The following is a 23,240-nucleotide window of genomic DNA, read 5'->3' as shown; positions in this document are numbered from 1 at the left end:
CGGACCGGGTCTCCCCTCGTTCGGTCACGCTACCGCACGGTTGCTCGCAGATCGCTCCGCTCGACGGAACAACCACTGGCCAGGGCCGATACCTATATCCGATGGTTGCCAGATGTTTACTTGATCGCGACCCGCACCTTCACCGCGTCGGCGTCAGTGTTGTGCAGAGCCTGCGCGATCAGTGCGCTCAGATCGAGCTGCGGAGCGGTCGCGGTCACCGATTCGGTGAGCGGGCGCAGCCCGGGCAGCAGCGCGGAGAGCTCGGGGCCGAGCTCGTTCAGCTTGGCGGTGAGCTGCTCGAGCAACGGCACCAGGCCGCCGTCGCGCAGGTACATCTGCGGATCGCCTTCGGTGGCCCGGCCGACCGATTCGACGAACTGGTCGATCACCTGGCTCAACCGAATGAAGGCGGGCGCGGCGGCCGAGGTGGCAGGCCCGGCCCAGCCGATATCGCCGGAGACGTACTCGAAGTTGTTCTGCAACTCGCCGATCGCCGGTGCGCGGCTCATGAGCGCCGCCGCGAGCAGGTCGCCCGCCCGTGCCAGCTCGGGGACGACGTTCTCGGTGCCTGCCATCGCCGTGCCGAGGGTGTCGACCAGAGAGCCGACGACCACGGGATCGAGCTGCTCGACGGTCTTGGTGACCAGCCGCGCCACCTCGGGGATCGACATCGGGGTGCGCACGTTCTCCCCGGACAGGCGCTGCCCGTCGGCGAGATAGGGGCCGCCCGCGTCGCGCGGCACGAACTGCACGTACGGCTCGCCGAGCGAGGACAGGTGTTCGATGGTGACGACGCTGCTCATCGGCACCTTGTGCTCGGCGCCGAACCGGAACCCGACCCGCACGCGACCGCTCGCCGAGGTGTCGACGCCGGTAACCTCACCGATCTCGATGCCGGTCAGCAGGATCGGCGAACCGACGCTGAGGCCACCGGAATTCGCGATCTCGATCGAGGCCGCGGTGTAGTCGGCGAACGGGTCGACGCGCACCACCCCGAAGGTCAGATAGCTCGCGCCGAGCACGGTGATGGCGGCGATGCCACCGAGGGAGGCCAGGGCACCGAGCTTCATCGCACCATTCCGATCATCCGCAGCGCGGTGACGATCTGCGCCAGCTGGTCTTCTTCGGACACCTCGACACCGGTGACGTTCACCTTCGGCCCGCGTTCGGCGAAGGGGATGATCTTGTCGCGCAGCAGGGCGGTGAGCAGCGCCATGTTCGTCGAGGAGCGCAGGTCCGCCGAGCCGCCGGTGGCCAGCGGCAGGAACGCGGTCGCGGCAGCGTCACCGGAGCTCGCGATCGGGGCCAGCCAGGTCAGCGAGGAACCGACCGGGCCGAGCGCGTCGAAGATCTTCATGGTCTTGGCGATCGAGTCCTGCGTGCCGGTCAGCGAGGCGACGGCCTCGGGGGTGAGGATGTCGGTCAGGGCTTGTTCGGTGTCGTCGTGCAGGATCGCCGCATTGCGGGACAGGCCGTTGACCAGCAGGTCGACCTGATCCAGGTGCGCGGCCAGGTCGGCGGCGTCGGCGCCCATCACCGCGGAGATGCGCGCGGTTTCCTTCGGATCCTGCGGCATCACCGAGTTGATCCGGCCGAGCATCTCCTGCAGCTGACCGATCGCGCCGCCCTGCACGAACAGCGCCATGGTGGCCATCGTGTCTTCCAGTTGCACCGGCGGTTTCGTGCGCTCGATCGGGATGGTGCCGCCGTCGCGCAGCAGGTCGCCGAAGCCGTCCTTCGGCGTGGTGAGCGAGAGATGGATATCGCCGAGGATGGTGTCCTGGCGCAGTTCGGCGATGGACTTCGCCGGCAACTGCACGGTGTCGAGGATGTCGGCCTCGACGATGACATAACCGCCACGGCCCGCGGGCGCGTCGGCGGGCTGGACCACCCGCACACCGTCGACGATGCCGATCTCGGCGCCGTTGGCGATCACCTTCGACTTCGCGGGCAGGTTCAGCGCGCTGCTGAACTCGATCTGCACACGGTAGGTCGAACCACTGACAGTCGAGCCGGGCACGGGCACTTCGGCGGGGTCGAAACCGCAGCCGCCGACCGCGAGCCCCGCCGCGACGACGAGTGCGATCGCACTGCGCCGCAACATCTTCCGGGTGTTCATCGAGCACCTGCCATTCCCAGCACCACCTGCACGAGATTCACATCGGCCAGTCCCTGCGCCGGGTCGGGGCACTGCCCCGGAATCAGCTCGTTCACCGCGCCGCACACCTGGTCGGCCTCACCGACGGGCAACGCGACCTTCGGCGGCGCGTAGGTGATCGCGGTGCCGCCCGCGGGATCGGTGGCGCTACGGAAGGCGGAGGCGAGCGCGGGCATCTTCGCCACGATCTCGCTCAGCGATCCGACGTTGGCGCGCAACAACTTCACCAGCGGGACCGTGTCGTCGAGCGCGCCGATCAACGGGTCGCCGAGGATGACGGCGATGTCGTTGAGCATCGGCAACACCTCGCCGAGACCGTCGAACAGCGAGGTGGCCGGGCCGAGCAGGTCGTCCGACGCCATGTTGAGCAGCGGAGCCAGCCGGACCAGCATCGTCTGCAGGTCACCCCAGTTGGCGGCGACCCGGTTCGAGACCGAGGCGAACGCGTCGAAAAGACTGGCGAGATGGCCGATGTCGGCGTCGGGCTTGTTCATCGCCGACCCGAGCTTGTGGATGAGTTCGTTGACCGTCGGGCCGGTGCCCTCGGTCGCCCGGTTCAGCGAGGACAGGCCGTCGGACAGGGCGCTCGGCGCGCCCGCGGCGCCGCCGGAGAGCTGATCGGACAGGCTCGCCAGCGCGGTGAGAGTTTCAGTGATGCTCTTGGGAGTCAGCGTTTTGGTGATGCAGCCGCCCGCCAGCGGGGGCGCGGTCTTGCCGCTGGTGAGCACCGCCAGGTTGCGGTCCGCCGCGACCGAATACGCCACCGTGGTCGCGGAAGCGTCGGAGTAGACCGGGAAATCGGCGTCGACCTCGAACTCGACCCGCACCTTGGCGCCCTCGTTGCGCACCGCGGTCACCTCGCCCACGTCCATGCCGCGCATGGTGACGTGGTTACCCGGGTAGAGGCCGATCGCGTCGGGCATGAGCGCGCAATAGGATTCGGTCTTCTTCAGCGGATCGAAGGCGACGAAGTAGCCACCGACCACCAGCGCCACGAGCACCGCGACACCGGCGATCGACATGAACGCCTGGGATCCGAGCAGTCGTTTCAGCATCAGCACGCCTTCCCGGGCAGCGGTACGCACACACGGGCGCTCGACTGGTCGACCACCACACCGGCTTCGGGAGTCGTGAGCTGCGACAGCTTCGTCTGCAGCGCACCCACGGTCGCGATGACGGGCTCGAGCCTGCCGCCGAGTTCTTGCAGTCGCGGCAGCGTGTCGGCCAGGGCCTGCACCTGCGGTTTCATGGTGGATTCCCAGGTCGGCGCGAGACCGGCCAGCCGATTCACGACCGAGGTGAGCAGTCGAACCGCTTCGGCCAGTTCGGCCTTCTTGCTCAGCAGCAGGTCTTCGAGGAGGTTGACGTTGTCCATCAGCCTGCCCAGATCGGACTTGGCGTCGTCGTACATGGAGATGTACTCGTCGACGACCGCGATCGACTTCGACACCTGACTGCGCTGGCGGTCGAGCATGTCGACGTACTTGCCGACGGTGTCCAGCGTGGTGCGCAATGCCTCCGGCGAGGTCGCGATCGCGGAGTTCGCGGCGGCCAGGTTGTTGCGCACGGTGTCGCCGTCGACGGCGGCCAGGGGCGCGGTCGCGTCCTGGAAGGTCTCGATCAGGCTGTAGGGCAGGCGGATTCGATCAGCCGGAATCGCCTTGTCCCCCAGCGGCTTCGAGCCCGCGGGGTAGAGCGCCACGTAGTGACCGCCGACCACGGTGAGCATGCGGACATCCAGCGATGTCTGATCACCGACGAAGACATCGTTTTTCACGGTGAACCGCATGAGCACCTTGTCGGGCTTCAGTTCCAGCGAGGTGACGCTGCCGACCGAGATACCGGCCAGGCGCACGTCGTCGCCCTCGCGCACCGACTGCGCTTCGCTGAGCTCGGCGGTGTAGGTGTGCTTGCCCAGCGGCACCACGTAGACCACACCCGCGGCGATGACGAAAAGCACGACCAGGCTCAGGCCGATGATCCCCATCCGCAGTTCCCGTGCGAGTTTGCCCGCCGCATCGGGGATCGGGCGATCACCGGCGAACATCCCGGCGAGCTTCTTCAGCGGTTGCATACGGTGACTTTCTGTCCGGCGATCAGCACCTGCAACGGCGCGGGCACCTCGGCGGCGCCGTTGCTGCAGTGCGGCGTGAAGTCGGCGAAACCGCGCGCGAGCGAGGCGTCGACCGTGGCCAGCAGACCGGGAAGCTTGCCGAAAACCTCGACGGCTTCCTGAGGATTCGGGAACAGCGCGCGGATCATCGCGTCGACATCGGCGCCGCCGCCCTCGACCAGGCCGAGCGAGGCGAGCAACCGGTCCACCGGCGCCAGCACCGAGGGCGCGGTCATCGCGAACTGCGCGACACCGCCGATATTGCGCTGCATCGCCTCGAAGATGTCGGTGAGCCGGGCCAGCAGCGGCACCAGGTGCCCGACCTTGCCGCCGTGGCGTTCGGACAGCTCCGACAGGTTGTGGATCAGCGTGCTGATCACCTGCTGCCGGTCATCGGCATAGCTCGCGAGCTGGTCGATCGCGGTGAGCGCGGGGCCGAGGCCGGTGCCGTCGCCCTCGATCACGGCGAGCATGCTGGCGGTGAACTGGTTGATCGCTTCCGGCGACAGCGTGGCGAGCACCGGCTTGAGACCGCTGAACAGGCTCGTCACGTCGAAGGACGGGACGGTCATGTTGGCACCGATCCGCGCGCCCGCCGCGATCGTCTCGCCCGGGTTGGGGGCCTGCTGCAGGTCGATATAGCGCTGGCCGGTGAGGTTCTGGTAGCGGATGGCCAGCTTGGAGTTGTCGTAGATCGGAGTGTCGGTCTTGACCGTGATCGCGACCTTGGCCTTGTCGCCTTCGAGGCTGATCTTCTCGATCTTGCCCACCTGGACGCCGAACATCCGCACGTCGTTGCCGACCTTGAGGCCGTTGGCGTCGGTGAACAGCGCGTCGTGGGCGTTGGTGTCACCGTCGACCGGGCGCTTGATCAGGGTGAACACCATGCCGAGGATGGCGATCATCACCAGGCTGAAGACGCCCAGGCGCAGTGCGGTTCCGCGAATCTTCATCGCCCACCGGCCTTTCCGAACAGCGGCACCGCGATGCCGGGGACACCGCTGAGCTCGACGTCGAGATTGAGGACAGGTCCGTTCGGGCCGTCGGGCATCGCGCCGCGCAGGTTCTGCAGCAGAGCGGTGAGATCAGCACCGGTCCGGCGCGGGTTCGGCGACATCTGCGCCAGCGCGAGCAGCATCGGCGCGAGCATGTCGGTGGTTTCGGCGAAGTGCCCGCCCGCGGTGCTCACGGTGGTGGTGAGCGCGGGCAGGATGGAGCCGCCGATCACCCCGACGCCGATGTCGTAGCGCTCTTTGTCGACCTGGGTCACCCGGATGTCGCTGAGCTGGTCGATCACCTTCATGGTGGCGCTCGCGAACTCGCCGCCGCCGTCGAAGGCGGGACCGAGCTTGCCGAACAGCTCCGAGGGCATCACGTCCTGGTTGTCGGCGATGGTCTTGGAGACCGTGATCAGGGCCTGCACCAGCGGGGTGAAGGCCTTGAAGTCGGCGGCCAGCTGGGAGATGACCGTGGCCATCTGCGGGCTGGTCACGGTCATGCCGACCTGCGAGAGGCTGCGCAGGATGGCGCTCATCGTCGCGTCGTAGACCCGGTCGTTGTTCGGGCCGGTGAGGTCGAGGACCGCCCCCTCGCGCAGCGGCGAACCGCCCGCGCCACGGCGCAATTCGATCTCGGCGATGCCGAACAGGTTGGTCGGGGCGTAGTCGATCGCGAGGCTGTCGTCGATGCCGACCAGTCGCTCGGTGTCGAGCAGCAGCGCGATCTGCTGGGTGCCGCGCGCGCCGGGGGTCACCTCGGCGACCTCGCCGACGGTCACGCCGTCGACGCGGACCTGGCTGCCCGCGCTGATGCCGTCACCGAGATGTTCGGTGTGCAGCGCGATGCGCAGACCGTCTTCGGTCCGCAGATTCGAGTAGGTGACATAGGCCAGTGCGATCGCCGCGATCACCGACAAGATGATCACGCCGGTCAGCCGCGACGTGCGCCGATCGGCCGCGACGCCGGGCATTCCATAGTTAGGCATCTAGTTCACCCCGTAAAACTGATCGCCGAGTTGAAGCCCCAGAGCATGATCGTGAGGACCATGTCGATGGCGATGATGGCCACCGAGCTGGCGCGCACCGCGCGACCGGAGGCGATGCCGACCCCCTCGGGGCCGCCGGTGGCGAAGAACCCGAAGTAGGCGTGCACCAGGATCACGACCGTGCCGAACACGGCCACCTTGATCACCGCGGCGATCATGTCGAAGCCGGAGATGAACTGGAAGAAGTAGTGGTCGTACACCCCGGCCGACTGCCCGTAGACCATCGTGAGCAGCCCGCGGCAGGCGCCATAGGCCAGGATCAGCGCGATCAGGAACGTCGGCACGATGGCGATGGCGCCCGCGATCACCCGGGTGGTGACGACGTAGGGCACCGAACGCAGGCCGAGCGCCTCGATCGCGTCGATCTCCTCGGAGATGCGCATCGCGCCGATCTCGGCGGTGATCCGGCACCCCGCCTGGGCGGCGAAGCCGATGGCCGCCGCGATCGGGGCCAGTTCACGGGTGGTCGCGTAGGCCGAGATCACGCCGGTGACCGGGCCCATGCCGAGCATGTCGAGTGAGGCGAACGATTCGACGCCCACCGAAGCGCCCATCACCAGACCGAGCACGATCATCATCGGGACGGTGCCGCCGCCGACGATGATCGACCCGCGACCCCAGGTCATATCGGTGACCGCGCGCAGCGTCTCGTCCCGGTAGCGGCGCAGCGTCAGCGGCACCGACGACAGCACCTGCCAGACGAACACCGCGACGAAGCCGAGCGATTCGCCGGCGGTGACGATTCGCTTGCCGAGGCGGGCGGGCTTGCGCAGCCAGTGCAGCGAGGTGGGGATGTACGACGAGGCAGCCATCACGCCAGCTTCGTCGGCAGGAACATGGCGCTGATCTGGCTGGCCAGCAGGTTCACGATCGCGATCGAGACGACCGAGAGCACCACCGCCGCGTTCACCGCGTCGGCGACACCGCGCGGACCGCCCTTGGCCTCTAGTCCGCGCTGGCAGGAGATGATCACGACCAGGAAGCCGAAGATCAGCGCCTTGAGCAGCGAGACCCACACGTCACCGGCGGTCGCGAACGAACCGAACGTCGACCAGTAGCTACCCGGGGTCACGCCCTGACCGCCGACGGCGACCGCGTAACCGGCCAGCACGCCGACGAAGATGATCAGCACATTGAGCATCGGCGCGACCAGCAGCATGGCGGCCAGGCGCGGGATGACGAGCCGGTGCACCGGGTTGATGCCCATGGTGTTGAGCGCGTCGATCTCCTCGCGGATGGTGCGCGCGCCGAGGTCGGCCGCGATCGCCGCCGCCCCCGCGCCACCGAGCAGGAAGCCGGTGGCGATGGGGGCGCCCTGCTTGATCACGCCGAGGCCGCCGGTGGCGCCGAGCATGGAGTCGGCGCCGAGGCTGTGGATCAGGTTGCCGACCTGGACCGAGACGATCACGCCGAACGGGATCGCCATCAGGATCGCGGGAATGGCGGTGACCGTGATCAGGCGCCAGGCCTGCACGAGGGTCTCCCGCCACTGGAACTGCCTGCGGGCGATGTCGGAGAACGAGCCGCCGACCGATTGCTGTGCGAGATCTACCGCACGCCCGAAGGTCCGCAGCGACGACACGACCGTATCGGTGAAGTTCTTGCGGACGATCTGGGTAGCGGAATCCGGCTTCGCGGAGTGCAGATCGGTAGACATCAGGAATGCCTCCGGGCCGCTCGTGAAGCACGGGGCTTGGTGATTTTCATACCGCACTCTCTGGCTTCGGCGTCGGTGCCAACTCCAGCAAGCTAACCGGTACTCTGCGTCACAACAAAATTTCCGATGGGTGACCCTCGTCGCTTTTCCGCGGTTTCCATGACAGATCTACCTGCCATGTGATCCGCAACACTCCAGCTACGGGCTTGCGGCCAGGAACACAAACGCCGCGAACAACGCCAGGTGAACGCCGCTGTGCAACAGGGTCGCGCGGCCGGGAACGATCGTCAGCGTGCTCACCACGACGGTCAGCGCGAGGAGCACCATCTGGGTGGCGCCCAGACCCAGCACCAGCGGTCCGCTCAACCAGATGGTGGCGATCGCGATCACCGGAATGGTCAGGCCGATACTGGCCATCGCCGAGCCGAGCGCCAGGTTCAAACCGATCTGCACCTGATTGCGGCGCGCGGAGTTCACCGCGGCGATCGTCTCGGGCAACAGCACCAGCATCGCGATCACCACACCCACCGCGGACTGCGGCAAGCCGGCCGAGGCCACCGCCGATTCGAGCGCGGGCGAGACCACCTTGGCCAGGCCGACCACACACACCAGGGCCAGCACCAGCATCCCGAGGCTGATCAACGCGACCCGGTTGGACGGCGCGTGACTGTGGGTGTCGCTGTCGTCGACCGCCCCGCCGTCCTCCACCGGGAGGAAGTCGTCGGGGTGCCGCACCGTCTGCACCATCACGAACAGCCCGTAGAGCGCCAGCGAGGCGACCGCGGCGAAAGCGAGCTGCGCGGGCGAGAACTCCGGGCCCGGGGCGCTGGTGGTGAAGGTCGGCAACACCAGACTCAGCGTGGCCAGGGTCGCGACGGTGGCCAGGGCGGCACCGGTCCCTTCCGCGTTGAACACCGCCACCCGCCTGCGCAGCGCGCCGACCAGCAGCACCAAGCCGAAGATGCCGTTGCAGGTGATCATCACCGCGGCGAACACGGTGTCGCGAGCCAGTGAGGCCGCCTTGTCGCCGCCGGAGATCATCATCGTGACGATCAGCGCGACCTCGATCACGGTCACCGCCACCGCGAGGACCAGTGAGCCATAGGGTTCACCGACCCGGTGAGCCACGATCTCCGCGTGATAGACCGCCGAGAGCACCGCGCCGACCAGCGCGACACTCACCAGCGCGACGATCAATCCCGGTACGGAACGCCCCCAGCTGAGTACGAGCACGAGCGCGGCGAGGATGGGCACGTACAGGGTCCATTTAGTCGTCAACGCGGCAATCATGACCCCCATCCTTCCAGTTACGACCGGGCACACCCGGAATCGTCACCGCGCGGATCTCGGCGATGGATTCACTCACGACCCCTCGATGGGGAACAATTCAGCGCGTGCGGACCCAGTTCACCCTCGAGCTCGTCGCTTTGGCCAACGATCTCACCCTGATGTCGCGCGTCGCCCATGACGCGACCGAGCGGGTTACCCAGGCGCTGGCCGGTGCCGACCTCGCCGCCACCTATGAGGTGTTCGCGCTCGACGAGCAGCTACAGCTGATGTTCGCCGCGTGCGAATCCCGCACCATGGCGCTGCTCGCGTTGCAGGCGCCGGTGGCGCGGGATCTGCGTCATGTGGTGACCGCGATTCAGGTCGCCGGTGAGTTGTCGCGGATCGGCAGGCGCACCGAAACCGCTGGGCAGTACGTCTATCGGGCCCATCCGGCCGCGGTCGCGCCCGCGCCGGTGATCGCCGAGCTCGTGTCGATGGGCACGCTCGCGGCCGGGTGCGTGGCGCGGGTGAGTGCGTCGGTGGCCAGCGGGCGGTTCGCCGCCGGGGACGGCACCGACGTCGAGGCGATGGAGACGCTGTGCAAGCAGTTGCGTACCGCCCTCACCGAAGCCGACGTGAGTACCGAAGCCGCGATCGATATGGCGTTGCTCGGCAGCCAATTCCAGCGGTGCGTCGACCACGCCGCCCGCATCGCGCGCCTGATTCGGTTCCTCGACACCGGCATTCCGCCCGAATCGGGATCACTGTCCGACTGATCGATGGTGATCTCTGTCACCATGGGTTTGCGTCTCGATGTCGATGGTCACCTCCGTCGATAGATGAACGCTATTGAGTCGCAACCAGTTCACGCTGTGCTGTGCGGAACCTCATAGCGGACAATCACTGACGACACCCGGCGCGGCCGTTAGGTTGTGCCGGTTCATTTTTCGACGGAGCATCTGGGCGGTACGGGCATGAAGTGGTCTTCGATCATCGGTTCTCCCCTGGGACGAGCCCTGCTCGCCTTCGCAGCGGCGGTATGCCTGGCCGTGGTGGCCGCCTGCTCGAACTCGCTGCTGGACAAGGTGAGTCCGGGGCCCGGCGCCGCGGGCGCGGCGACGGTGTCGGGCAAGGAAGTCGGCGATCTGGTCGCCACTCTCGTCGTCGCGAAGGAAGGCCCGATGACGGGCTACACGCGCGAGAAGTTCCCGCACTGGGACACCAACAAGCCCGAGCACGGCTTCACCGGCGACCTGGCCCAGTACACGAAATGCACCAGCCGCGAAGTGATGATGCTGCGTGACGCCAACGGCAAGGTCACCCTCGACGCCAAGACCTGCGACCTGTTGGTGGCAGCCGGTGGCGGCTGGCAGGACCACTACGGCTTCATCGACAAGAAGACCGGCGAACTCGGGCCCTACAAATTCATCACCGATCCGTCCAAGGTCGACGCCGAACACATTGTGGCCCTTGCCGAAGCGTGGCGATCCGGCGCCGCCGACCGCGACGAGGACACCCGCCGCCGCATCGCCAACGACTCGATGAACCTGGTCGCCGCCGACCCCTCGGCCAACCGTTCCAAGGGTGATCAGGACCCCGCGAACTACCTGCCGCCCGGCAACTTCCGGTGTGCCTATGTGGAGCACTACGTCAAGGTGAAGGTAAAATATGCGTTGACCGTTGATACCGCCGAGCACACCGCGTTGCGCACCGCAGTCGATGACTGCCTCCGCAGAGGAGAGTTCAAATAAGCGATCCCATCGAGATCACCGCCGAATGCGCCGTCATGACCGAAGAGGAAGGGACGGTGTCCGGCGAGCTCGATGTCATGCTCGACGACGCGGGCAAGGGCCTCGTCCGCTACCGCGGCACCGATACCTGGTACACGATCGGCAATATCGACTGCGAGCCGCCACGCACCTGGGACTGCGTCGCCGACCTGGTGAAGGCGATCAAGAAGGACGCGGGCACCCGCGACGTCGCGGGAAACACGGTGGTCTTCGAAGCCTGAGGCTCGAACTGGCAATCTGGTAGCTATGCCGACTGCCTATCGACAACCACCGCCCACCGAGGTCGCCTTGACCTCGTTCTGCCGTCGGACGCCGATCGTGGCGGCCTTGATCGCGATCGCGGCCGTGCTGATCACCGCCCTCACCTGGCAGGTCACCAGCGGTGTCAGCGCGATGGACACCGCGGTACTGGACTGGATGATCGCGCACCGAGGCGAAGCGCTCACCGACGTCGCCACGGTGATCACCGACCTGGGCGGCACGCTGTCGATGACGATTCTGGCGGTGGTCACCGTCGGCTGGTTCGCCCTGCGGCGCAATCTGCCGGTCGCCGCCCTGGTGGCGCTCACCTCGCTGGGGGCGGGGGTGCTGGTGTGGGTGATCAAACGCCTCGTCGGACGCCATCGGCCACCCGAGGCGTCCCGGCTGGTCTTCGAACCGAGCCTGTCGTATCCGTCGGGCCACACGCTCGGTTCCACGGTGGTCGTCGGCATCGTGGCGATCGCGGTGATCCCGCGTCTGCGCAGGCACTGGGCCCGGGTGAGCGCTACCGTGTTCGCGGTCGTCTCTCCCGTCGCCGTCGGGTTGTCGCGCATCTATCTGGGCGTGCACTGGACCACCGACGTGCTCGCGGGCTGGATCATCGGGCTGCTGTGGCTCGTCCTGTGCGTCACCGCCTTCACCCGGGTGCTGTGCCCTCAGCCCACCGCGATCACGACCTTGCCGAACGAGGCGCCCGAACGCAGGTAGTCGTAGGCGTCGACGGCCTTGTCGGCATCGAACTCGCGGTCGATCACCGGGCGCACACGGTGCTCGGTGATCGACCGGTTCATCGCCTCGAAGCCGGCGCGGCTGCCGACCGCGATGCGCCGGATGGCCAGGTAGGAGGAGCCGAACGGGTTGTCCGGCAGTGCGCTACCCGGTGCGGGCGCCATCGCGCCGACCATCGTCACCGTCGAGTTGTACGCGCCCGCGCGCACCGATTGTTCGAGGGTGGGCAGGCCGACCGCGTCGACGATGTGCTCGGCGCCGGTCCCGGTCATGTCCATCACCGCGTCACCCCAGTTCGCGGTCACGGTGCGGTCGATCACCGCGTCGGCGCCCAGCGCGCGCAACCTGTCCGCCTTCGCCCGGCTGGAGGTGATCGAGATGACCTCGGCACCGAGAATTTTCGCGAACTGGATCGCGTACAGCGCCACCGCGCCGCTGCCGACGGTGAGCACGCGCGCACCGGGTACGGGCGGACCGGGTGTGGTGAGCGCCGACCAGGCGACCAGGCCCGCGCAACTCAGGGTCGCCGCCTCCGCGTCGGTGAGATGCGCGGGCACGTGCACGATCGAATCCTCTTCGATGAGCGCGTACGTGGCGAGGAATCCGTCGTAGTTCGCGCCGTACTGTTCGGCGGCCGTGGCGAGGGTTTGCGGACCGTCCACCCAGTGGACGAAGTAGCTCGCGGTGATCCGGTCGCCGATTCCCGCCCGGGTCACTTCGGGCCCGAGCGCGATCACCTCGCCGACGCCGTCGGAGAGCGGGATGATGCCCGCGGTAGCGGGCAACGGGTAGGTGCCGTCCATCAGCATCAGGTCGCGGCGGTTCACCGAGGCGGCGCGGACCCGGACCAGGACCTGATGCGGGCCCGGTTGCGGCCGCTGCTGGGCGGACCGTGTGAGACCACCGTCGAGGTGGTAGGCGAAAGCGTGATCGGTGTGGAGTTCGTTGTCGGACATGGGAACAACTCTGACTGTGACGGTGCGACCGCGCGATTCCCCGCAGGGTATGGGAGCCGGCCCGTCGGCGGGAATGAGGGCGGCGGTCGACGCGGTTTACTCCGGTCATGACGACCGCGCCGCCAACGACCGGCTTCGGCCCGCAACTGCGTCGCTGGCGCACGCTGCGCCGGGTCAGCCAGCTCGACCTGGCGATCCGGGCCGAGACCAGCCAGCGCTACCTGAGCTTCCTCGAGCAGGGCAAATCACAGCCGGGTCGCACGATGGTGGTGCGGCTGGCCGAATCGCTCGAGCTGTCCCTGCGCGACCGCAACACCTTGCTGCTGGCCGCAGGCTTCGCGCCGGTGTTCCCCGAAAGCGACCTGGCCGCACCGGAATTGGCGCCGGTGCGCGAGGCCATCAGCGCGGTCCTCGACGGGCACCTGCCCTACCCGGCGCTGGTGGCCCGGCCGCGCGGCGAACTCGTCACCGCCAACGCCGCGTTCGACCTGTTCACCGAGGGTGTCGACCCGCGACTGCTGCGCGCGCCGATCAATGTCCTTCGCCTTGCCCTGCACCCCGACGGCGTCGCCCCGCGCGTGCGCAACCTCCCCGACTGGGGCAGACACATCATGGATTCGCTGCGAGTCCGATCCGCGCACACCCCTGATCCGGCCCTCGACCAGCTCATCGCCGAGCTGTCGAGCTACCTCCCCGCCGCCTGCCCCGGGCCTGACCACGTCGGCTTCGCCGTCCCCCTGCACCTGCACACCCCCGACGGCGACCTGCGCCTGATCACCACCCTCACCTCCTTCGCGACCGCCACCGACGTCACCCTCGCCGAACTCCACCTGGAGGCCTTTCTGCCCGCCGACGCGGAAACCGCGCGCATCCTGCGGCTGCGCGCGGCGCGTCACCGAACGACACCGTGAGTGCGGCCCCCGATCACGGTCGACCCGGGGCCGCCCGGATCACGATGCGGCAGTGACGGATTCCGCCTGCACCGGCGCGTCCCAATCGATGCGGTAACGCCGTTCGGCACCCATGGTCTTCTCCGGGTTCATCACGGTCTTGACCATGAGCGGCATCATCGCGTTCATCACCTTGCGGGCGAACGGTCCGGGGGTCTTGCTGTGATTGATCTTGGCCGCGCGGGCCGCGATGCCCTCCACCCGAGACCGGCGCAACTGCTCGTACATCGCGAAAGCCTCGGTGGGTGCCGAGATATCGCGCAGGCAGCGAGCGAGCTGCACCGCGCTCTCGATCGCGAGTGAGGCGCCCTGTCCGGAGCTGTTCGACGGTGCGTGCACCGAATCGCCCACCAGGACCAGGCGATCGCGATACCAGTGCGGCACCGGCGGCATGATGTGCAGCGCGCCGACGATCTCGAGGCTCTGCGCGGTGGTGCGACGAGCGAACTCGGCGCCCGGTGAGTCGGGTGCGTAGGTCTCGCGCAGCACGCGCAGCCAGTGCTCCGCCGGGACGGCCCGTGCTTCGGTGAGCGAAAGGTATTGCTTGCTCGGCAGATTCGCGCCCCACACCGCGCGACCGTCGGCCAGCTTCCAGTACAGGTAGTAAGCCTTGGCGCCGAAGGCGAACACCATGGTGTCGTCGGGCAGATCCAGGTCGCAGTCGACCAGTCCACCGAATCCGAGCATGCCGGTGTAGTCGGGGCCCGGCGCCGCCGGATCGATCAGACCGCGCACAGTGGAACGGATTCCGTCCGCGCCGACCAGGACATCGGCGGTGGCGGTGGATCCGTCGGTGAAGTGCGCGGTGACGCCGTCGGGGTGTTCGTCGACGTGGGTCAGCCGCTTGTCGTAGCTGAACGGCACGCCAGCGGCGACCGCGTGATCGTGCAGGGTGCGGTGCAATTCGCCGCGGTCGACAGCCTGCAGCGGGGGCTGGTCGGCCAGCACCGGCATGACGTGTTCGCGGCCGCTGACGCGCAGTCGCATCTGCGCGACCGGCAGGGCGATCTCGCGCACCGCGTCGCCTGCGCCGATGATGTCGAGCGCCGCGACACCGTTGGGCGCCAGCGCGAGCCCGGACCCGATGCCCTCGGAGGGACCGGAATAGGCCTCGTACACGTGGGCGTGGATGCCTGCCTTGTGCAGGGCGGTGGCGGCGACGGGCCCGGCGATGCCGCCGCCGATGATCAATGCGGAACGGGTGGTGGACATGGGTGATCTCCAGATCTGCTGTCGGCGCCACCCGGCTATCCTGAGATTGCCTCACCTCGTGGCCGGGTGCGCCTGGTTTCGGGAACGGTTTCTCGGGCTCGGTGGAGTGTTGCCGCACGCCACCGGGTCCGGGGTCTTCCGGGTTGAGCTAGTCGTTCCCCCTCTCACCGAGCTCGGGGATCTGTTCGGCGGGCATGCCGTCGACATGCCACTGCCGCCAGAGTTCGAGGCCTTCGAAGGTGCCCGCGGCCAGTTCGTCACGCAGGGAACGCGCCCAGTTCGCCTCGGCTTCCAGCATCGCCAGGCCGAATTCGGATTCGACGAGGAACAATCGCGGCAGCGTCAGGGCGCCGAGCTCGGCCCTGGTGGTCTCGATGGTTCGTTCCAGTGCCGCGATGCGAGTGCCGAGCAGGACGATCACCTCGTCCGGCGCCAGCACCGCCAGGATCGACAGGCCCGCGGTGAACCGATGATGTTCGGGCTCGGGCGCGGCGAGCAGTTCGCGGGTCCAGTCCGCCATCTCGGCGCGGCCGGCGTCGGTGATCCGGTAGATCACCCGCTCGGGGCGGGCGCCGTCGCGTTCACTGCCGATGACCTCGAGAAATCCGGCTTTCTCCATGTTCTGCACGACGGTGTAGAGCGAGCCCCACTTGATGTCCATATCGCGGTCTTTGCCGTGTGCGCGCAGGGTGGCGGCGATCTCGTAGCGGTGCATCGGACGCTGCACGATCACCGAGAGCACGGCGAGCGCCAGCAGGTTGTTCACTTTGCGCTTGGTAGCCATGACCGCCTCCTTACTCGTCTACGAATATACGTCTACGAGTATTCGGCGGCAAGGTTCGTCCAGCGGACTCGACAACCGAATTCAGACTTTCGATACCTCGCCGCTATCAGCGCCCTGGTCGAGCAGCTTGGCCGCGATCTTCGACAGCGCCTCGTCGAGCAGCGCACGGTCGGCCGGATCCTCGGAATTCCAGTCGTCGAGGCGGTCGCCGAGCCAGCGCCGCCAGCCCGCGCGCAGCTTGTCGACCTCGACATCGCCGTCGGCGGTCAGCGACAGGGTGCCCCCGTCGTCGTGCAACAGACCCGCCGCGACGGCCTGGCGAAACACCGGCGACAGCACCTCCACCGGCAGCCGGTGCCGGTAGGCGATGCCGTACACCGTGGCGGGCACCGCCTCCTTGGCGTACAGGTACACCTGTCCCAGCGCCCACGCCGAGTCCGGGCTCAGCGTGCTGCCCGAGGCCGCGACGATCTCGGGAATCAGCGGTTTCTCCGCCCTGGCCTTGCGCACCGTCGTGGCGACCGACCGTTCCAGCTGCACCACCCGGTCGTGCGAATCGGGTACCGAGAAACCCTCGCCGACATCGCCCGCGCCGTGGCGGGCGCTGTCACGCAGCCGCACCTGCGGCAGGAACCAGGCGACGGCGAAACCGGCCAGCGCCACCGGAACAACCCAGCGGAACACGTAGTCGATCGACTCCGCGTAGGCGTCGATGATCGGCGCGGACTGCTCCAGCGGTAGCTCGCGCAGCAGTTTCGGATTCGCCGCCGCCTCTGGCGAGACGCCAGGGGCCTGCTGCACAGCCTGCGCCAGCGCGGACTTGCTCTGGTTGCTGTACAGCGTGCCGAAGACCGCCGTGCCGAACGCGCTGCCCAGGGTGCGGAAGAAGGTGACCCCCGAGGTGGCGGTGCCGAGATCGGCGTAGGGCACGGTGTTCTGCACGACGATGGTGAGTACCTGCATCGACAGGCCGAGCCCGGCGCCCAGGATCAGCATGTACAGCGATTCCAGCCAGACGCTGGTGCCGCGGCCCATCGTCGACATCAGGGCGAGGCCGAGGGCCATCACCGCCATGCCGACGATCGGGAAGTACCGGTACTGCCCGGTCTTCCCGACGACCTGACCGGAGAAGACCGACGTGACGAACAGGCCGACCACCAGCGGCAGGGTGCGGACACCGGAGACCGTGGCCGTCGCCCCGTCGACGTATTGCAGATAGGCGGGCAGGTAGGTCATCGAGCCGAGCATCGCGAAACCGACGATGAAACTGAGCACCGACGACACGGTGAACACGCGGCTGCTGAACAGCCGCATCGGCAGCATCGGCTCCTTGGCGCGGTTCTCCACCAGCACGAACCCGGCGATCAGCACGGCGGCGAGCACGAACAAACCGATGATCTGCCAAGAGCCCCACGGATATTCGCTGCCGCCGAACTCGAGCCCGAGGATCAGCGCCGACACACCGAGCGCGATCAGGCCGATGCCGAGGTAGTCGATCACCGGCCGGGTGACCGCGCGCAGGCGAGGCAGCGTGCGCGCCGCCATCACCACCATGATGATCGCGATCGGCACATTCACGTAGAAGCACCAGCGCCAGCTCGCGTGGTCGGTGAACAACCCGCCCAGGGTGGGCCCGACCACGGTGGTCACGCCGAACACCGCGCCGAGCGCGCCCTGATACTTGCCGCGTTCGCGCAGCGGAATGGTGTCGGCGATCAGGGCCATCGAGGTGACCATCAGCCCGCCCGCGCCGACGCCCTGGATGCCGCGCGCCACGATCAGCACGCCCATGCCGCCCGCGACGCCGGCCAGCGCCGAGCCCGCGATGAAGATGATGCCGCTGATCTGGAACAGCAGCTTGCGGCCGAACAGGTCGCCGAGTTTGCCCGCGAGCACGGTCGCGACGGCCTCGGCGAGCAGATACGAGGTCACCACCCAGGCCATGTGCCCGGCGCTGCCGAGGTCGGCGACGATCGAGGGCAGCGCCGCCGAGACGATGGTCTGGTCGAGTGCGGCCATCAGCATGCCGAGCACGACGGTCGCGAAGATGATGTTGATCTTCGCCTTGCTCATCGGCTCGACGGGCTTGTCTACAGCAACACCATCCGGCATTGCCTCAGTATGGGCTTTCAGGTCCGGTGCGGGAGCCCAGTGACACGGCAGCAATCGCCACCGATCGGTCAGCGGACGGCGTAGTTTCCCAGGCCGGGTTCGAGCGTGTCGAACGCGATCTCGGCATCGCGGGTCAGCGCGGCGGCGATCTCGGCGTTGGATTCGCCGTCGAGGGTGCGGCGCATGATCTCGTTGAACAGCACCCGCTGCACACCGGCGATCTGGGCCGCGGCAACGCGCGGGGTGATGTCCTCGGGCGCGGCGCCCGTCTCGGCGGCGAGCACGTCGGCCAGCGCCAGTTGGCGGGCGTCGTGTAAGTCGCGCCCGCGCGCCGTCAGCGCCGGACTGTCGGCGATCATCCTGGCGAACGGCTCGCCGCTGAAGCCGATGAGCTGGTCTTGCGCCGCGATGGCTGTCAGGCAAGCGTGGCGCAGCGCGGCCAGTGCCGACTGGCCGGGCGCGCGTTCCCGAACGATCGAGGCGAGCTGATCGATGTAGATCTCGCCGAGGTCGAGCGCCAGGTCTTCCTTGCGGGGGAAGTAGTTGGTGACCGTCATCTTCGAGACGTCGGCGGCCGCGGCCACCTCGGCGATGGTCACCTGGTCGAATCCACGGGCCAAGAACAGCTCGGTCGCCCGGTCCGAGATCTGCTGCCTGGTCTGCTGCTTCTTCCTGGCACGGAGGCCCTGCTGCGTCGTCATGTCACCAGCATATCTGAACCCGTCCTAAATTTGTTCTTGACATATTTTTAGGTTCGTTCTAAGTTCATGCCCGTCGCCGCCAGCGACACGATCGAAGGAGACAGCGCATGCCGCACGGACCCGATATCGCCGCCGAGCCCCTCATCACCCGTTCCACCACCGAAGGAGCAGCCGATATGGCCCGATTCACGACGATGCGACGTTCACTCGACGACGCGGTCCGCGAGATCACGACCGCGCCGCAACCCCTCCCCCGGGCGGCCCGCCGCGCCGAAGCGTCTTTCCCGGCGCAACGGCGACGTGGCACCGGCTCGGCCATTCGCGGCGCGCAGACCCGATCGACGGCCGTGCGCCGCCCCATCCGGATTCCCGGCAAGTAGTCACTGCGATCCCCGAGTAACCCGACCGGTGGGGCTCCCTCACCCCACCGGTCACCAGCCCAGCATCGAACGGGAGTTCTCTTGACCACCACCGTCACCGCCGATCCCATTCGCGACTACCTGAGCGCCATCGGACGCACTCCCCTGCTGACCGCCGAACAGGAATACGCCCTCGGCGCGCGGATCGCCGCGGGTGCGGCCGCGCGTGCCGAGATCGCCGCGGCCGGTGCCGAACTCACCGCCGCACGACGAGAACTGCTGCGCCGCACCGAGCTCGACGGACTGCGCGCGAAAGATCACATGGTGCGGGCGAATCTGCGCCTGGTCGTCTCCATCGCGCGCCGGTTCCCGACCAGCACCGGGATGTCGCTGCTCGATCTGATCCAGGAGGGCACGCTGGGGCTGATGCGTGCGGTGGGGAAGTTCGACCACGAACGCGGACTCAAGCTCTCCACGTACGCGACGTACTGGATCAGGCAGTCGATCGGCCGCGCGCTCACCGATCAGGGGCGCACGATCCGGCTGCCGTCGAACGTGGCCGATGTACTGCACCGGGTGATCCGGGTGCGGCGCGAGCTGGCCCACCAGCTGGGACGCGCGGCCACCGCCGAAGAACTGGCCGCCGGCGCCGACCTCACCGTCGCTCAGGTCGAGGCGGTACTACGGCACGAAGCCGAGCCGGTTTCGCTGCACGCGCCCGTCGGCGAGGACACCGATCTGGGCTCACTGCTCCCCGACACCGCGCCCGCCCCCGCGGATGTGGTCGCCGACCAGATGCTCGGCGGCTATGTCGAGGGAGCGCTGAAGGTGCTCACCGAACGCGAATCCGCCGTCATCCGGCTGCGTTTCGGGCTCGATCGCGGCGAGGGGCGCACGCTGGAGGAGGTGGGTTCGGCGCTCGGCTTCTCCCGGGAACGGGCACGCCAGATCGAGGCGAAAGCCATGATCAAACTGCGTAAACCGGCCTGCACCCGTACGCTGACCGGATTGCTGGGCTGAGCTTCCCTCCTATCTTACTCCAGAGTAAGATAGCGCCATGGCATGGAAACCAACTGATATCGCGGACCAGTCCGGGCGCACGTTCGTGATCACCGGGGCCAACGGCGGCCTCGGTGCCGAGACCACCAAGGTGCTCGCGGGCAAGGGCGCCACAGTGATCATGGCCTGCCGCAACGCAAGCAAAGCACAGCCGATCGCCGACGCCGTCCCCGGTGACGTGCGGGTGGCCGCACTCGACCTGGCCGATCTGGCTTCGGTGCGCGAATTCGCCGCGCAGCAGGGCGAATTCGATGTGCTGATCAACAACGCGGGCCTGATGAACATCCCGTTCTCGCGCACCGCCGACGGGTTCGAGACCCAGTTCGGCGTCAACCACCTCGGCCACTTCGCGCTCACCGGACTACTGCTCGACCGCGTTCGCGATCGGGTGATCTCGATCGCCAGCATCGCCCACAAGCAGACCCCGAAGCTGTGGATCGACGACCTCAACTACGAGAACCGCCGCTACCAGCGCAATCTCGCCTACGCCCAAGCCAAGCTCGCCAACCTGATGTTCGGCCGTGAACTGCAACGCAGGCTCACCGAGGCCGGGTCGGCGAAGAAGTCCTACGCCGTGCACCCCGGGGTCTCGGCCACGGACCTGTTCGCCCGCACCGAGACCCCGCTCGACAAGGTGAGCAAGCCGTTCATCAAGCTCATCGGCCACCCGCCGCACAAGGCCGCCCACTCCACCCTGTTCGCGGCCACCGAGCCGGACGCCGACCCCACCGTGTACTGGGGCCCCAACCGGCTGATGCAGTCGCAGGGACCGGTCGAGGCGTGCCCGTCGAGCAAGATCTCGCGCAATCCCGAGCTGCTGCGCAGGCTGTGGGAGGAATCCGAGCGGATGACCGGAATCAGCTACAAGTTCTGATGATCCTCACTCCGCGACCCTGAGCACGATCTTGCCGCGGGTGCGCTGATTGTCGCTGATCTCGTGGGCCTTGCTCACGAGATCCAGTGGCAGGACGGTTTCCACATGTGGTCGCAGCGCACCGGCTTCGACCAGGTCCGCGAGGGCGCGCAGGCCCGCACCGTCGGCTTCGACGATCATGAACCCGGCGCGCAGGCCGAGCGGACGTGCCATCTCCACCAGGGCCGCTTCCGCCGGAGAGGCCAGCGACACGATGATGCCGCCGGGGCGCAGGGTTCGCAGCGAGCGCGGGCCGTATTCGCCGCCGACGGTGTCGAGGACGATGTCGATGCCCTCGGCCGCGTCGACGAAATCTGTTGCGGTGTAATCGATCACCTCATCGGCGCCGAGGTCGCGGACGAAGTCGTGATTGCCGGCGCGCGCCGTGGCGATGACGTACGCGCCGCGCGCCTTGGCGATCTGCACCGCGACATGACCCACCCCGCCCGCGGCGGCATGGATCAGCACCCGATGGCCCGGCCGCACCTCGGCGGTATCGACCAGCGCTTGCCAGGCGGTGAGCGCGACGAGCGGCAGTGCGGCAGCTTCGACGTGGGTGAGATTCGACGGCTTGCGCGCGAGGTGGCGGGCCGGTGCGGTGAGGTACTCGGCGTAGGCACCCGCGGCGCGCGGCTGGCGCGGCATGCCGAAGACCTCGTCGCCCGGCGCGAACAGGGTGACACCGACGCCGACGGCCTCGACCACACCGGACACATCCCACCCCAGTGGCGCGATCGCGCCGAGGAGCCCGCCGGTGGCGCGGTGCCAGGAATCGGTCGGATTCACTCCGGCCGCGTGCACGCGGATCAGCACCTCCGCCGGTCCGGGGCTGGGCTTGTCGACCTCGATCACACGCAGGACCTCGGGTCCGCCGAAGGTGTCCTGACCGATTGCCCGCATGTCGCGTCTCCCTGTGTCTCCCCGGCCGTTTCGCTGCGAACGGCCGTATGCGGTCCACGATGCCGGGTGCGCGATCAGCCGACGAGTGGCAAGAATGTCAATATGTGCAAGAATCTTGCCATGCATCGTGTCGTGGTTCTGGCGCTGAACGGGGTCTATCCGTTCGAATTGGGGATCCCCGCCCGGATCTTCGGCACGGCGACCGATCCCGACGGCGCCGCGCTCTACGACGTGCGCACCTGCAGCCTCGACGGGGCGCCGGTGTCGACGAACGCCGACTTCACCATCGCCGTCGGCTACGACAGCAGTGCGCTCGACCAGGCCGACACCGTCGTGATTCCGCCGTTCTCCGCGTGTGACGCCCCCGAGGAGGAGTGGATGCCCGCCGACCTGGCCGCTGCGCTGGGTCGGCTCCGGCCGGATACCCGCATCGTGTCGATCTGCACCGCGGCGTTCGTCCTCGCCGCCCTCGGCTTGCTCGATGACCGCCCCGCGACCACGCACTGGCGACAAGCCGACCGGTTTCGCACGCTGTTCCCACAGGTCAGAATGGATGCCGACGTGCTGTTCGTCGACGAAGGACGCATCCTCACCGCAGCGGGCAGCGCCGCCGGTATCGACGCCTGCCTGCACCTGCTGCGCCGCGATCACGGCAGCGCGGTGGCCAATCAGGTCGCCCGCCTGTGCATCGTGCCGCCGTGGCGCGAAGGCGGACAGGCCCAGTTCATCGACCGGCCGATCCCCGAACCCAGCACCGCGACGACCGCCGCCACCCGCGCCTGGGCCATGACCCACCTGGATCGCCCGCTCCCGCTCACCGAACTCGCCGCCCACGCTCGCATGAGCGTGCGCACCTTCTGCCGCCGCTTCCGCGAGGAAACCGGCCTCCCACCCGGCCAATGGCTGACGCAGCAACGTGTCGGCCACGCGCGCCACCTGCTCGAAGCCACGGACCTGCCCATCGACCGCGTCGCCGCCGACTCGGGCCTCGGCACCGCCGCCTCCCTGCGCCAGCACCTGTCCACCGCCATCGGCGTCTCCCCCACCGCCTACCGCCAGACCTTCCAGGCGGGGACGCGGCGCTGACCCGCGAACCAGAGCTCCATCACCAGCACTCCCGACCCCCACGGCCCGACCTCGAGGAGGGCCCCGCCGCGCAGCGGCGGGTTCGCGGCCGTCCCCGGGCGAGGGCCCCCCGGGGGGGGGGGCCGCCGCGGCCGCCCCCCGGGGGGGGGGGGGCGGGCCCCCCGGGGCCCCCCCCCAGGCCCGCCGC

At 68.2% G+C, this 23,240-nt stretch carries 24 protein-coding genes; 9 read left to right on the top strand and 15 right to left on the bottom strand.

Annotation, left to right across the window (positions count from 1 at the left end; all coding sequences use genetic code 11):
• Positions 1-116: 116 nt before the first annotated feature.
• The 9 genes from ACFWFP_RS33635 to ACFWFP_RS33595 all read right to left on the bottom strand — a co-directional run bounded on the left by ACFWFP_RS33635 (position 117) and on the right by ACFWFP_RS33595 (position 9,262).
• Positions 117-1,070, bottom strand: a complete 954-nt coding sequence (locus ACFWFP_RS33635) for an MlaD family protein (protein WP_379301899.1) — start codon at positions 1,068-1,070, stop codon at positions 117-119.
• Positions 1,067-2,119, bottom strand: coding sequence for an MlaD family protein (locus ACFWFP_RS33630; protein ID WP_379301897.1), 1,053 nt, complete (start codon positions 2,117-2,119; stop codon positions 1,067-1,069). Before ACFWFP_RS33630 ends, ACFWFP_RS33635 begins: the two co-directional genes overlap by 4 nt.
• A complete protein-coding gene (locus ACFWFP_RS33625) occupies positions 2,116-3,213 on the bottom strand; it encodes an MlaD family protein (RefSeq protein ID WP_379301895.1) in 1,098 nt (365 codons plus the stop codon). Before ACFWFP_RS33625 ends, ACFWFP_RS33630 begins: the two co-directional genes overlap by 4 nt.
• Positions 3,213-4,232, bottom strand: a complete 1,020-nt coding sequence (locus ACFWFP_RS33620; protein ID WP_379301893.1) for an MlaD family protein — start codon at positions 4,230-4,232, stop codon at positions 3,213-3,215. Before ACFWFP_RS33620 ends, ACFWFP_RS33625 begins: the two co-directional genes overlap by 1 nt.
• Complete coding sequence (locus tag ACFWFP_RS33615; RefSeq protein ID WP_379301891.1) at positions 4,220-5,224, bottom strand: MlaD family protein; 1,005 nt, start codon at positions 5,222-5,224, stop codon at positions 4,220-4,222. The genes ACFWFP_RS33620 and ACFWFP_RS33615 overlap by 13 nt, the downstream gene beginning before the upstream one ends.
• On the bottom strand, positions 5,221-6,255 hold the full coding sequence (locus ACFWFP_RS33610) for an MlaD family protein (RefSeq protein ID WP_379301889.1): 1,035 nt from the start codon (positions 6,253-6,255) through the stop codon (positions 5,221-5,223). Before ACFWFP_RS33610 ends, ACFWFP_RS33615 begins: the two co-directional genes overlap by 4 nt.
• Before the next feature lie 5 nt (positions 6,256-6,260).
• Complete coding sequence (locus ACFWFP_RS33605) at positions 6,261-7,127, bottom strand: ABC transporter permease (RefSeq protein ID WP_101464148.1); 867 nt, start codon at positions 7,125-7,127, stop codon at positions 6,261-6,263.
• Positions 7,127-7,972: an MlaE family ABC transporter permease gene (locus tag ACFWFP_RS33600; RefSeq protein ID WP_378996636.1), complete on the bottom strand. Its 846-nt coding sequence runs from the start codon at positions 7,970-7,972 to the stop codon at positions 7,127-7,129. Before ACFWFP_RS33600 ends, ACFWFP_RS33605 begins: the two co-directional genes overlap by 1 nt.
• A 198-nt stretch (positions 7,973-8,170) precedes the next feature.
• On the bottom strand, positions 8,171-9,262 hold the full coding sequence (locus tag ACFWFP_RS33595) for a calcium:proton antiporter (protein ID WP_379301887.1): 1,092 nt from the start codon (positions 9,260-9,262) through the stop codon (positions 8,171-8,173).
• A gap of 104 nt (positions 9,263-9,366) precedes the next feature.
• Here ACFWFP_RS33595 and ACFWFP_RS33590 point away from each other — a divergent pair, with 104 nt between their 5' ends.
• From ACFWFP_RS33590 to ACFWFP_RS33575, 4 genes are all read left to right on the top strand, one after another.
• Positions 9,367-10,017, top strand: a complete 651-nt coding sequence (locus tag ACFWFP_RS33590; protein WP_379301885.1) for a phosphate uptake regulator PhoU — start codon at positions 9,367-9,369, stop codon at positions 10,015-10,017.
• A gap of 198 nt (positions 10,018-10,215) precedes the next feature.
• Complete coding sequence (locus ACFWFP_RS33585; protein ID WP_379301883.1) at positions 10,216-10,992, top strand: HNH endonuclease family protein; 777 nt, start codon at positions 10,216-10,218, stop codon at positions 10,990-10,992.
• A gap of 35 nt (positions 10,993-11,027) precedes the next feature.
• Entirely contained in the window at positions 11,028-11,252 is a 225-nt protein-coding gene (locus tag ACFWFP_RS33580) for a hypothetical protein (RefSeq protein ID WP_266296076.1), read from the top strand.
• 25 nt (positions 11,253-11,277) lie between these two features.
• Positions 11,278-12,000: a phosphatase PAP2 family protein gene (locus tag ACFWFP_RS33575; RefSeq protein WP_379301881.1), complete on the top strand. Its 723-nt coding sequence runs from the start codon at positions 11,278-11,280 to the stop codon at positions 11,998-12,000.
• On the opposite strand, the gene ACFWFP_RS33570 is transcribed toward ACFWFP_RS33575, so the two are convergent.
• Entirely contained in the window at positions 11,949-12,977 is a 1,029-nt protein-coding gene (locus tag ACFWFP_RS33570; protein ID WP_379301879.1) for an NAD(P)-dependent alcohol dehydrogenase, read from the bottom strand. The two genes, ACFWFP_RS33575 and ACFWFP_RS33570, sit on opposite strands and share 52 nt — an antisense overlap.
• 107 nt (positions 12,978-13,084) lie before the next feature.
• Here ACFWFP_RS33570 and ACFWFP_RS33565 point away from each other — a divergent pair, with 107 nt between their 5' ends.
• Positions 13,085-13,888, top strand: coding sequence for a helix-turn-helix domain-containing protein (locus ACFWFP_RS33565; RefSeq protein WP_379301877.1), 804 nt, complete (start codon positions 13,085-13,087; stop codon positions 13,886-13,888).
• Between the two features lie 39 nt (positions 13,889-13,927).
• Here the strand turns inward: ACFWFP_RS33565 and ACFWFP_RS33560 are convergent, their stop codons facing one another.
• The 4 genes from ACFWFP_RS33560 to ACFWFP_RS33545 form a co-directional block, all read right to left on the bottom strand.
• Entirely contained in the window at positions 13,928-15,139 is a 1,212-nt protein-coding gene (locus tag ACFWFP_RS33560; protein WP_379301875.1) for an FAD-dependent oxidoreductase, read from the bottom strand.
• A 148-nt stretch (positions 15,140-15,287) separates the two neighbouring features.
• Positions 15,288-15,923, bottom strand: a complete 636-nt coding sequence (locus ACFWFP_RS33555) for a PadR family transcriptional regulator (protein ID WP_379301873.1) — start codon at positions 15,921-15,923, stop codon at positions 15,288-15,290.
• Positions 15,924-16,004: 81 nt separating this feature from the next.
• On the bottom strand, positions 16,005-18,035 hold the full coding sequence (locus tag ACFWFP_RS33550; RefSeq protein ID WP_379301871.1) for an MDR family MFS transporter: 2,031 nt from the start codon (positions 18,033-18,035) through the stop codon (positions 16,005-16,007).
• A 68-nt stretch (positions 18,036-18,103) separates the two neighbouring features.
• On the bottom strand, positions 18,104-18,736 hold the full coding sequence (locus ACFWFP_RS33545) for a TetR/AcrR family transcriptional regulator (protein WP_379301869.1): 633 nt from the start codon (positions 18,734-18,736) through the stop codon (positions 18,104-18,106).
• Positions 18,737-18,843: 107 nt separating this feature from the next.
• On the opposite strand from ACFWFP_RS33545, the gene ACFWFP_RS33540 reads away from it, so the two are divergent.
• The 3 genes from ACFWFP_RS33540 (at position 18,844) to ACFWFP_RS33530 (ending at position 21,028) form a co-directional block, all read left to right on the top strand.
• The gene (locus tag ACFWFP_RS33540) at positions 18,844-19,116 is read left to right on the top strand and encodes a hypothetical protein (RefSeq protein WP_379301867.1); all 273 of its coding nucleotides are present in this window, start codon (positions 18,844-18,846) and stop codon (positions 19,114-19,116) included.
• 81 nt (positions 19,117-19,197) lie between these two features.
• Positions 19,198-20,115 (top strand): RNA polymerase sigma factor RpoD/SigA, encoded by a 918-nt coding sequence (locus ACFWFP_RS33535; protein WP_379301865.1) that lies wholly within the window; start codon positions 19,198-19,200, stop codon positions 20,113-20,115.
• A gap of 37 nt (positions 20,116-20,152) precedes the next feature.
• Positions 20,153-21,028, top strand: coding sequence for an oxidoreductase (locus ACFWFP_RS33530; RefSeq protein WP_379301863.1), 876 nt, complete (start codon positions 20,153-20,155; stop codon positions 21,026-21,028).
• Positions 21,029-21,034: 6 nt separating this feature from the next.
• On the opposite strand, the gene ACFWFP_RS33525 is transcribed toward ACFWFP_RS33530, so the two are convergent.
• A complete protein-coding gene (locus ACFWFP_RS33525) occupies positions 21,035-21,967 on the bottom strand; it encodes an NADP-dependent oxidoreductase (RefSeq protein WP_379301861.1) in 933 nt (310 codons plus the stop codon).
• A 120-nt stretch (positions 21,968-22,087) separates the two neighbouring features.
• Between ACFWFP_RS33525 and ACFWFP_RS33520 the strand changes: the two genes are divergently transcribed.
• On the top strand, positions 22,088-23,053 hold the full coding sequence (locus tag ACFWFP_RS33520) for a GlxA family transcriptional regulator (RefSeq protein WP_379301859.1): 966 nt from the start codon (positions 22,088-22,090) through the stop codon (positions 23,051-23,053).
• Positions 23,054-23,240: the final 187 nt, after the last annotated feature.

The sequence above is a fragment of the Nocardia sp. NPDC060249 genome, from assembly GCF_042728755.1.
GTDB lineage: Bacteria > Actinomycetota > Actinomycetes > Mycobacteriales > Mycobacteriaceae > Nocardia.
This window is presented reverse-complemented; position numbering and strand designations above follow the sequence as displayed.

What these genes read in the sequence shown, in the direction of transcription:
- ACFWFP_RS33595 (WP_379301887.1), bottom strand. Translation starts at nt 9,262, where the DNA reads ATGATTGCCGCGTTGACGACTAAATGGACCCTGTACGTGCCCATCCTC.
- ACFWFP_RS33620 (WP_379301893.1), bottom strand. Translation starts at nt 4,232, where the DNA reads ATGCAACCGCTGAAGAAGCTCGCCGGGATGTTCGCCGGTGATCGCCCG.
- ACFWFP_RS33580 (WP_266296076.1), top strand. Translation starts at nt 11,028, where the DNA reads ATGACCGAAGAGGAAGGGACGGTGTCCGGCGAGCTCGATGTCATGCTC.
- ACFWFP_RS33585 (WP_379301883.1), top strand. Translation starts at nt 10,216, where the DNA reads ATGAAGTGGTCTTCGATCATCGGTTCTCCCCTGGGACGAGCCCTGCTC.
- ACFWFP_RS33610 (WP_379301889.1), bottom strand. Translation starts at nt 6,255, where the DNA reads ATGCCTAACTATGGAATGCCCGGCGTCGCGGCCGATCGGCGCACGTCG.
- ACFWFP_RS33555 (WP_379301873.1), bottom strand. Translation starts at nt 15,923, where the DNA reads ATGGCTACCAAGCGCAAAGTGAACAACCTGCTGGCGCTCGCCGTGCTC.
- ACFWFP_RS33625 (WP_379301895.1), bottom strand. Translation starts at nt 3,213, where the DNA reads ATGCTGAAACGACTGCTCGGATCCCAGGCGTTCATGTCGATCGCCGGT.
- ACFWFP_RS33520 (WP_379301859.1), top strand. Translation starts at nt 22,088, where the DNA reads ATGCATCGTGTCGTGGTTCTGGCGCTGAACGGGGTCTATCCGTTCGAA.
- ACFWFP_RS33630 (WP_379301897.1), bottom strand. Translation starts at nt 2,119, where the DNA reads ATGAACACCCGGAAGATGTTGCGGCGCAGTGCGATCGCACTCGTCGTC.
- ACFWFP_RS33540 (WP_379301867.1), top strand. Translation starts at nt 18,844, where the DNA reads ATGCCGCACGGACCCGATATCGCCGCCGAGCCCCTCATCACCCGTTCC.
- ACFWFP_RS33605 (WP_101464148.1), bottom strand. Translation starts at nt 7,127, where the DNA reads ATGGCTGCCTCGTCGTACATCCCCACCTCGCTGCACTGGCTGCGCAAG.
- ACFWFP_RS33550 (WP_379301871.1), bottom strand. Translation starts at nt 18,035, where the DNA reads ATGCCGGATGGTGTTGCTGTAGACAAGCCCGTCGAGCCGATGAGCAAG.
- ACFWFP_RS33615 (WP_379301891.1), bottom strand. Translation starts at nt 5,224, where the DNA reads ATGAAGATTCGCGGAACCGCACTGCGCCTGGGCGTCTTCAGCCTGGTG.
- ACFWFP_RS33635 (WP_379301899.1), bottom strand. Translation starts at nt 1,070, where the DNA reads ATGAAGCTCGGTGCCCTGGCCTCCCTCGGTGGCATCGCCGCCATCACC.
- ACFWFP_RS33530 (WP_379301863.1), top strand. Translation starts at nt 20,153, where the DNA reads ATGGCATGGAAACCAACTGATATCGCGGACCAGTCCGGGCGCACGTTC.
- ACFWFP_RS33545 (WP_379301869.1), bottom strand. Translation starts at nt 18,736, where the DNA reads ATGACGACGCAGCAGGGCCTCCGTGCCAGGAAGAAGCAGCAGACCAGG.
- ACFWFP_RS33600 (WP_378996636.1), bottom strand. Translation starts at nt 7,972, where the DNA reads ATGTCTACCGATCTGCACTCCGCGAAGCCGGATTCCGCTACCCAGATC.
- ACFWFP_RS33575 (WP_379301881.1), top strand. Translation starts at nt 11,278, where the DNA reads ATGCCGACTGCCTATCGACAACCACCGCCCACCGAGGTCGCCTTGACC.
- ACFWFP_RS33570 (WP_379301879.1), bottom strand. Translation starts at nt 12,977, where the DNA reads ATGTCCGACAACGAACTCCACACCGATCACGCTTTCGCCTACCACCTC.
- ACFWFP_RS33565 (WP_379301877.1), top strand. Translation starts at nt 13,085, where the DNA reads ATGACGACCGCGCCGCCAACGACCGGCTTCGGCCCGCAACTGCGTCGC.
- ACFWFP_RS33560 (WP_379301875.1), bottom strand. Translation starts at nt 15,139, where the DNA reads ATGTCCACCACCCGTTCCGCATTGATCATCGGCGGCGGCATCGCCGGG.
- ACFWFP_RS33525 (WP_379301861.1), bottom strand. Translation starts at nt 21,967, where the DNA reads ATGCGGGCAATCGGTCAGGACACCTTCGGCGGACCCGAGGTCCTGCGT.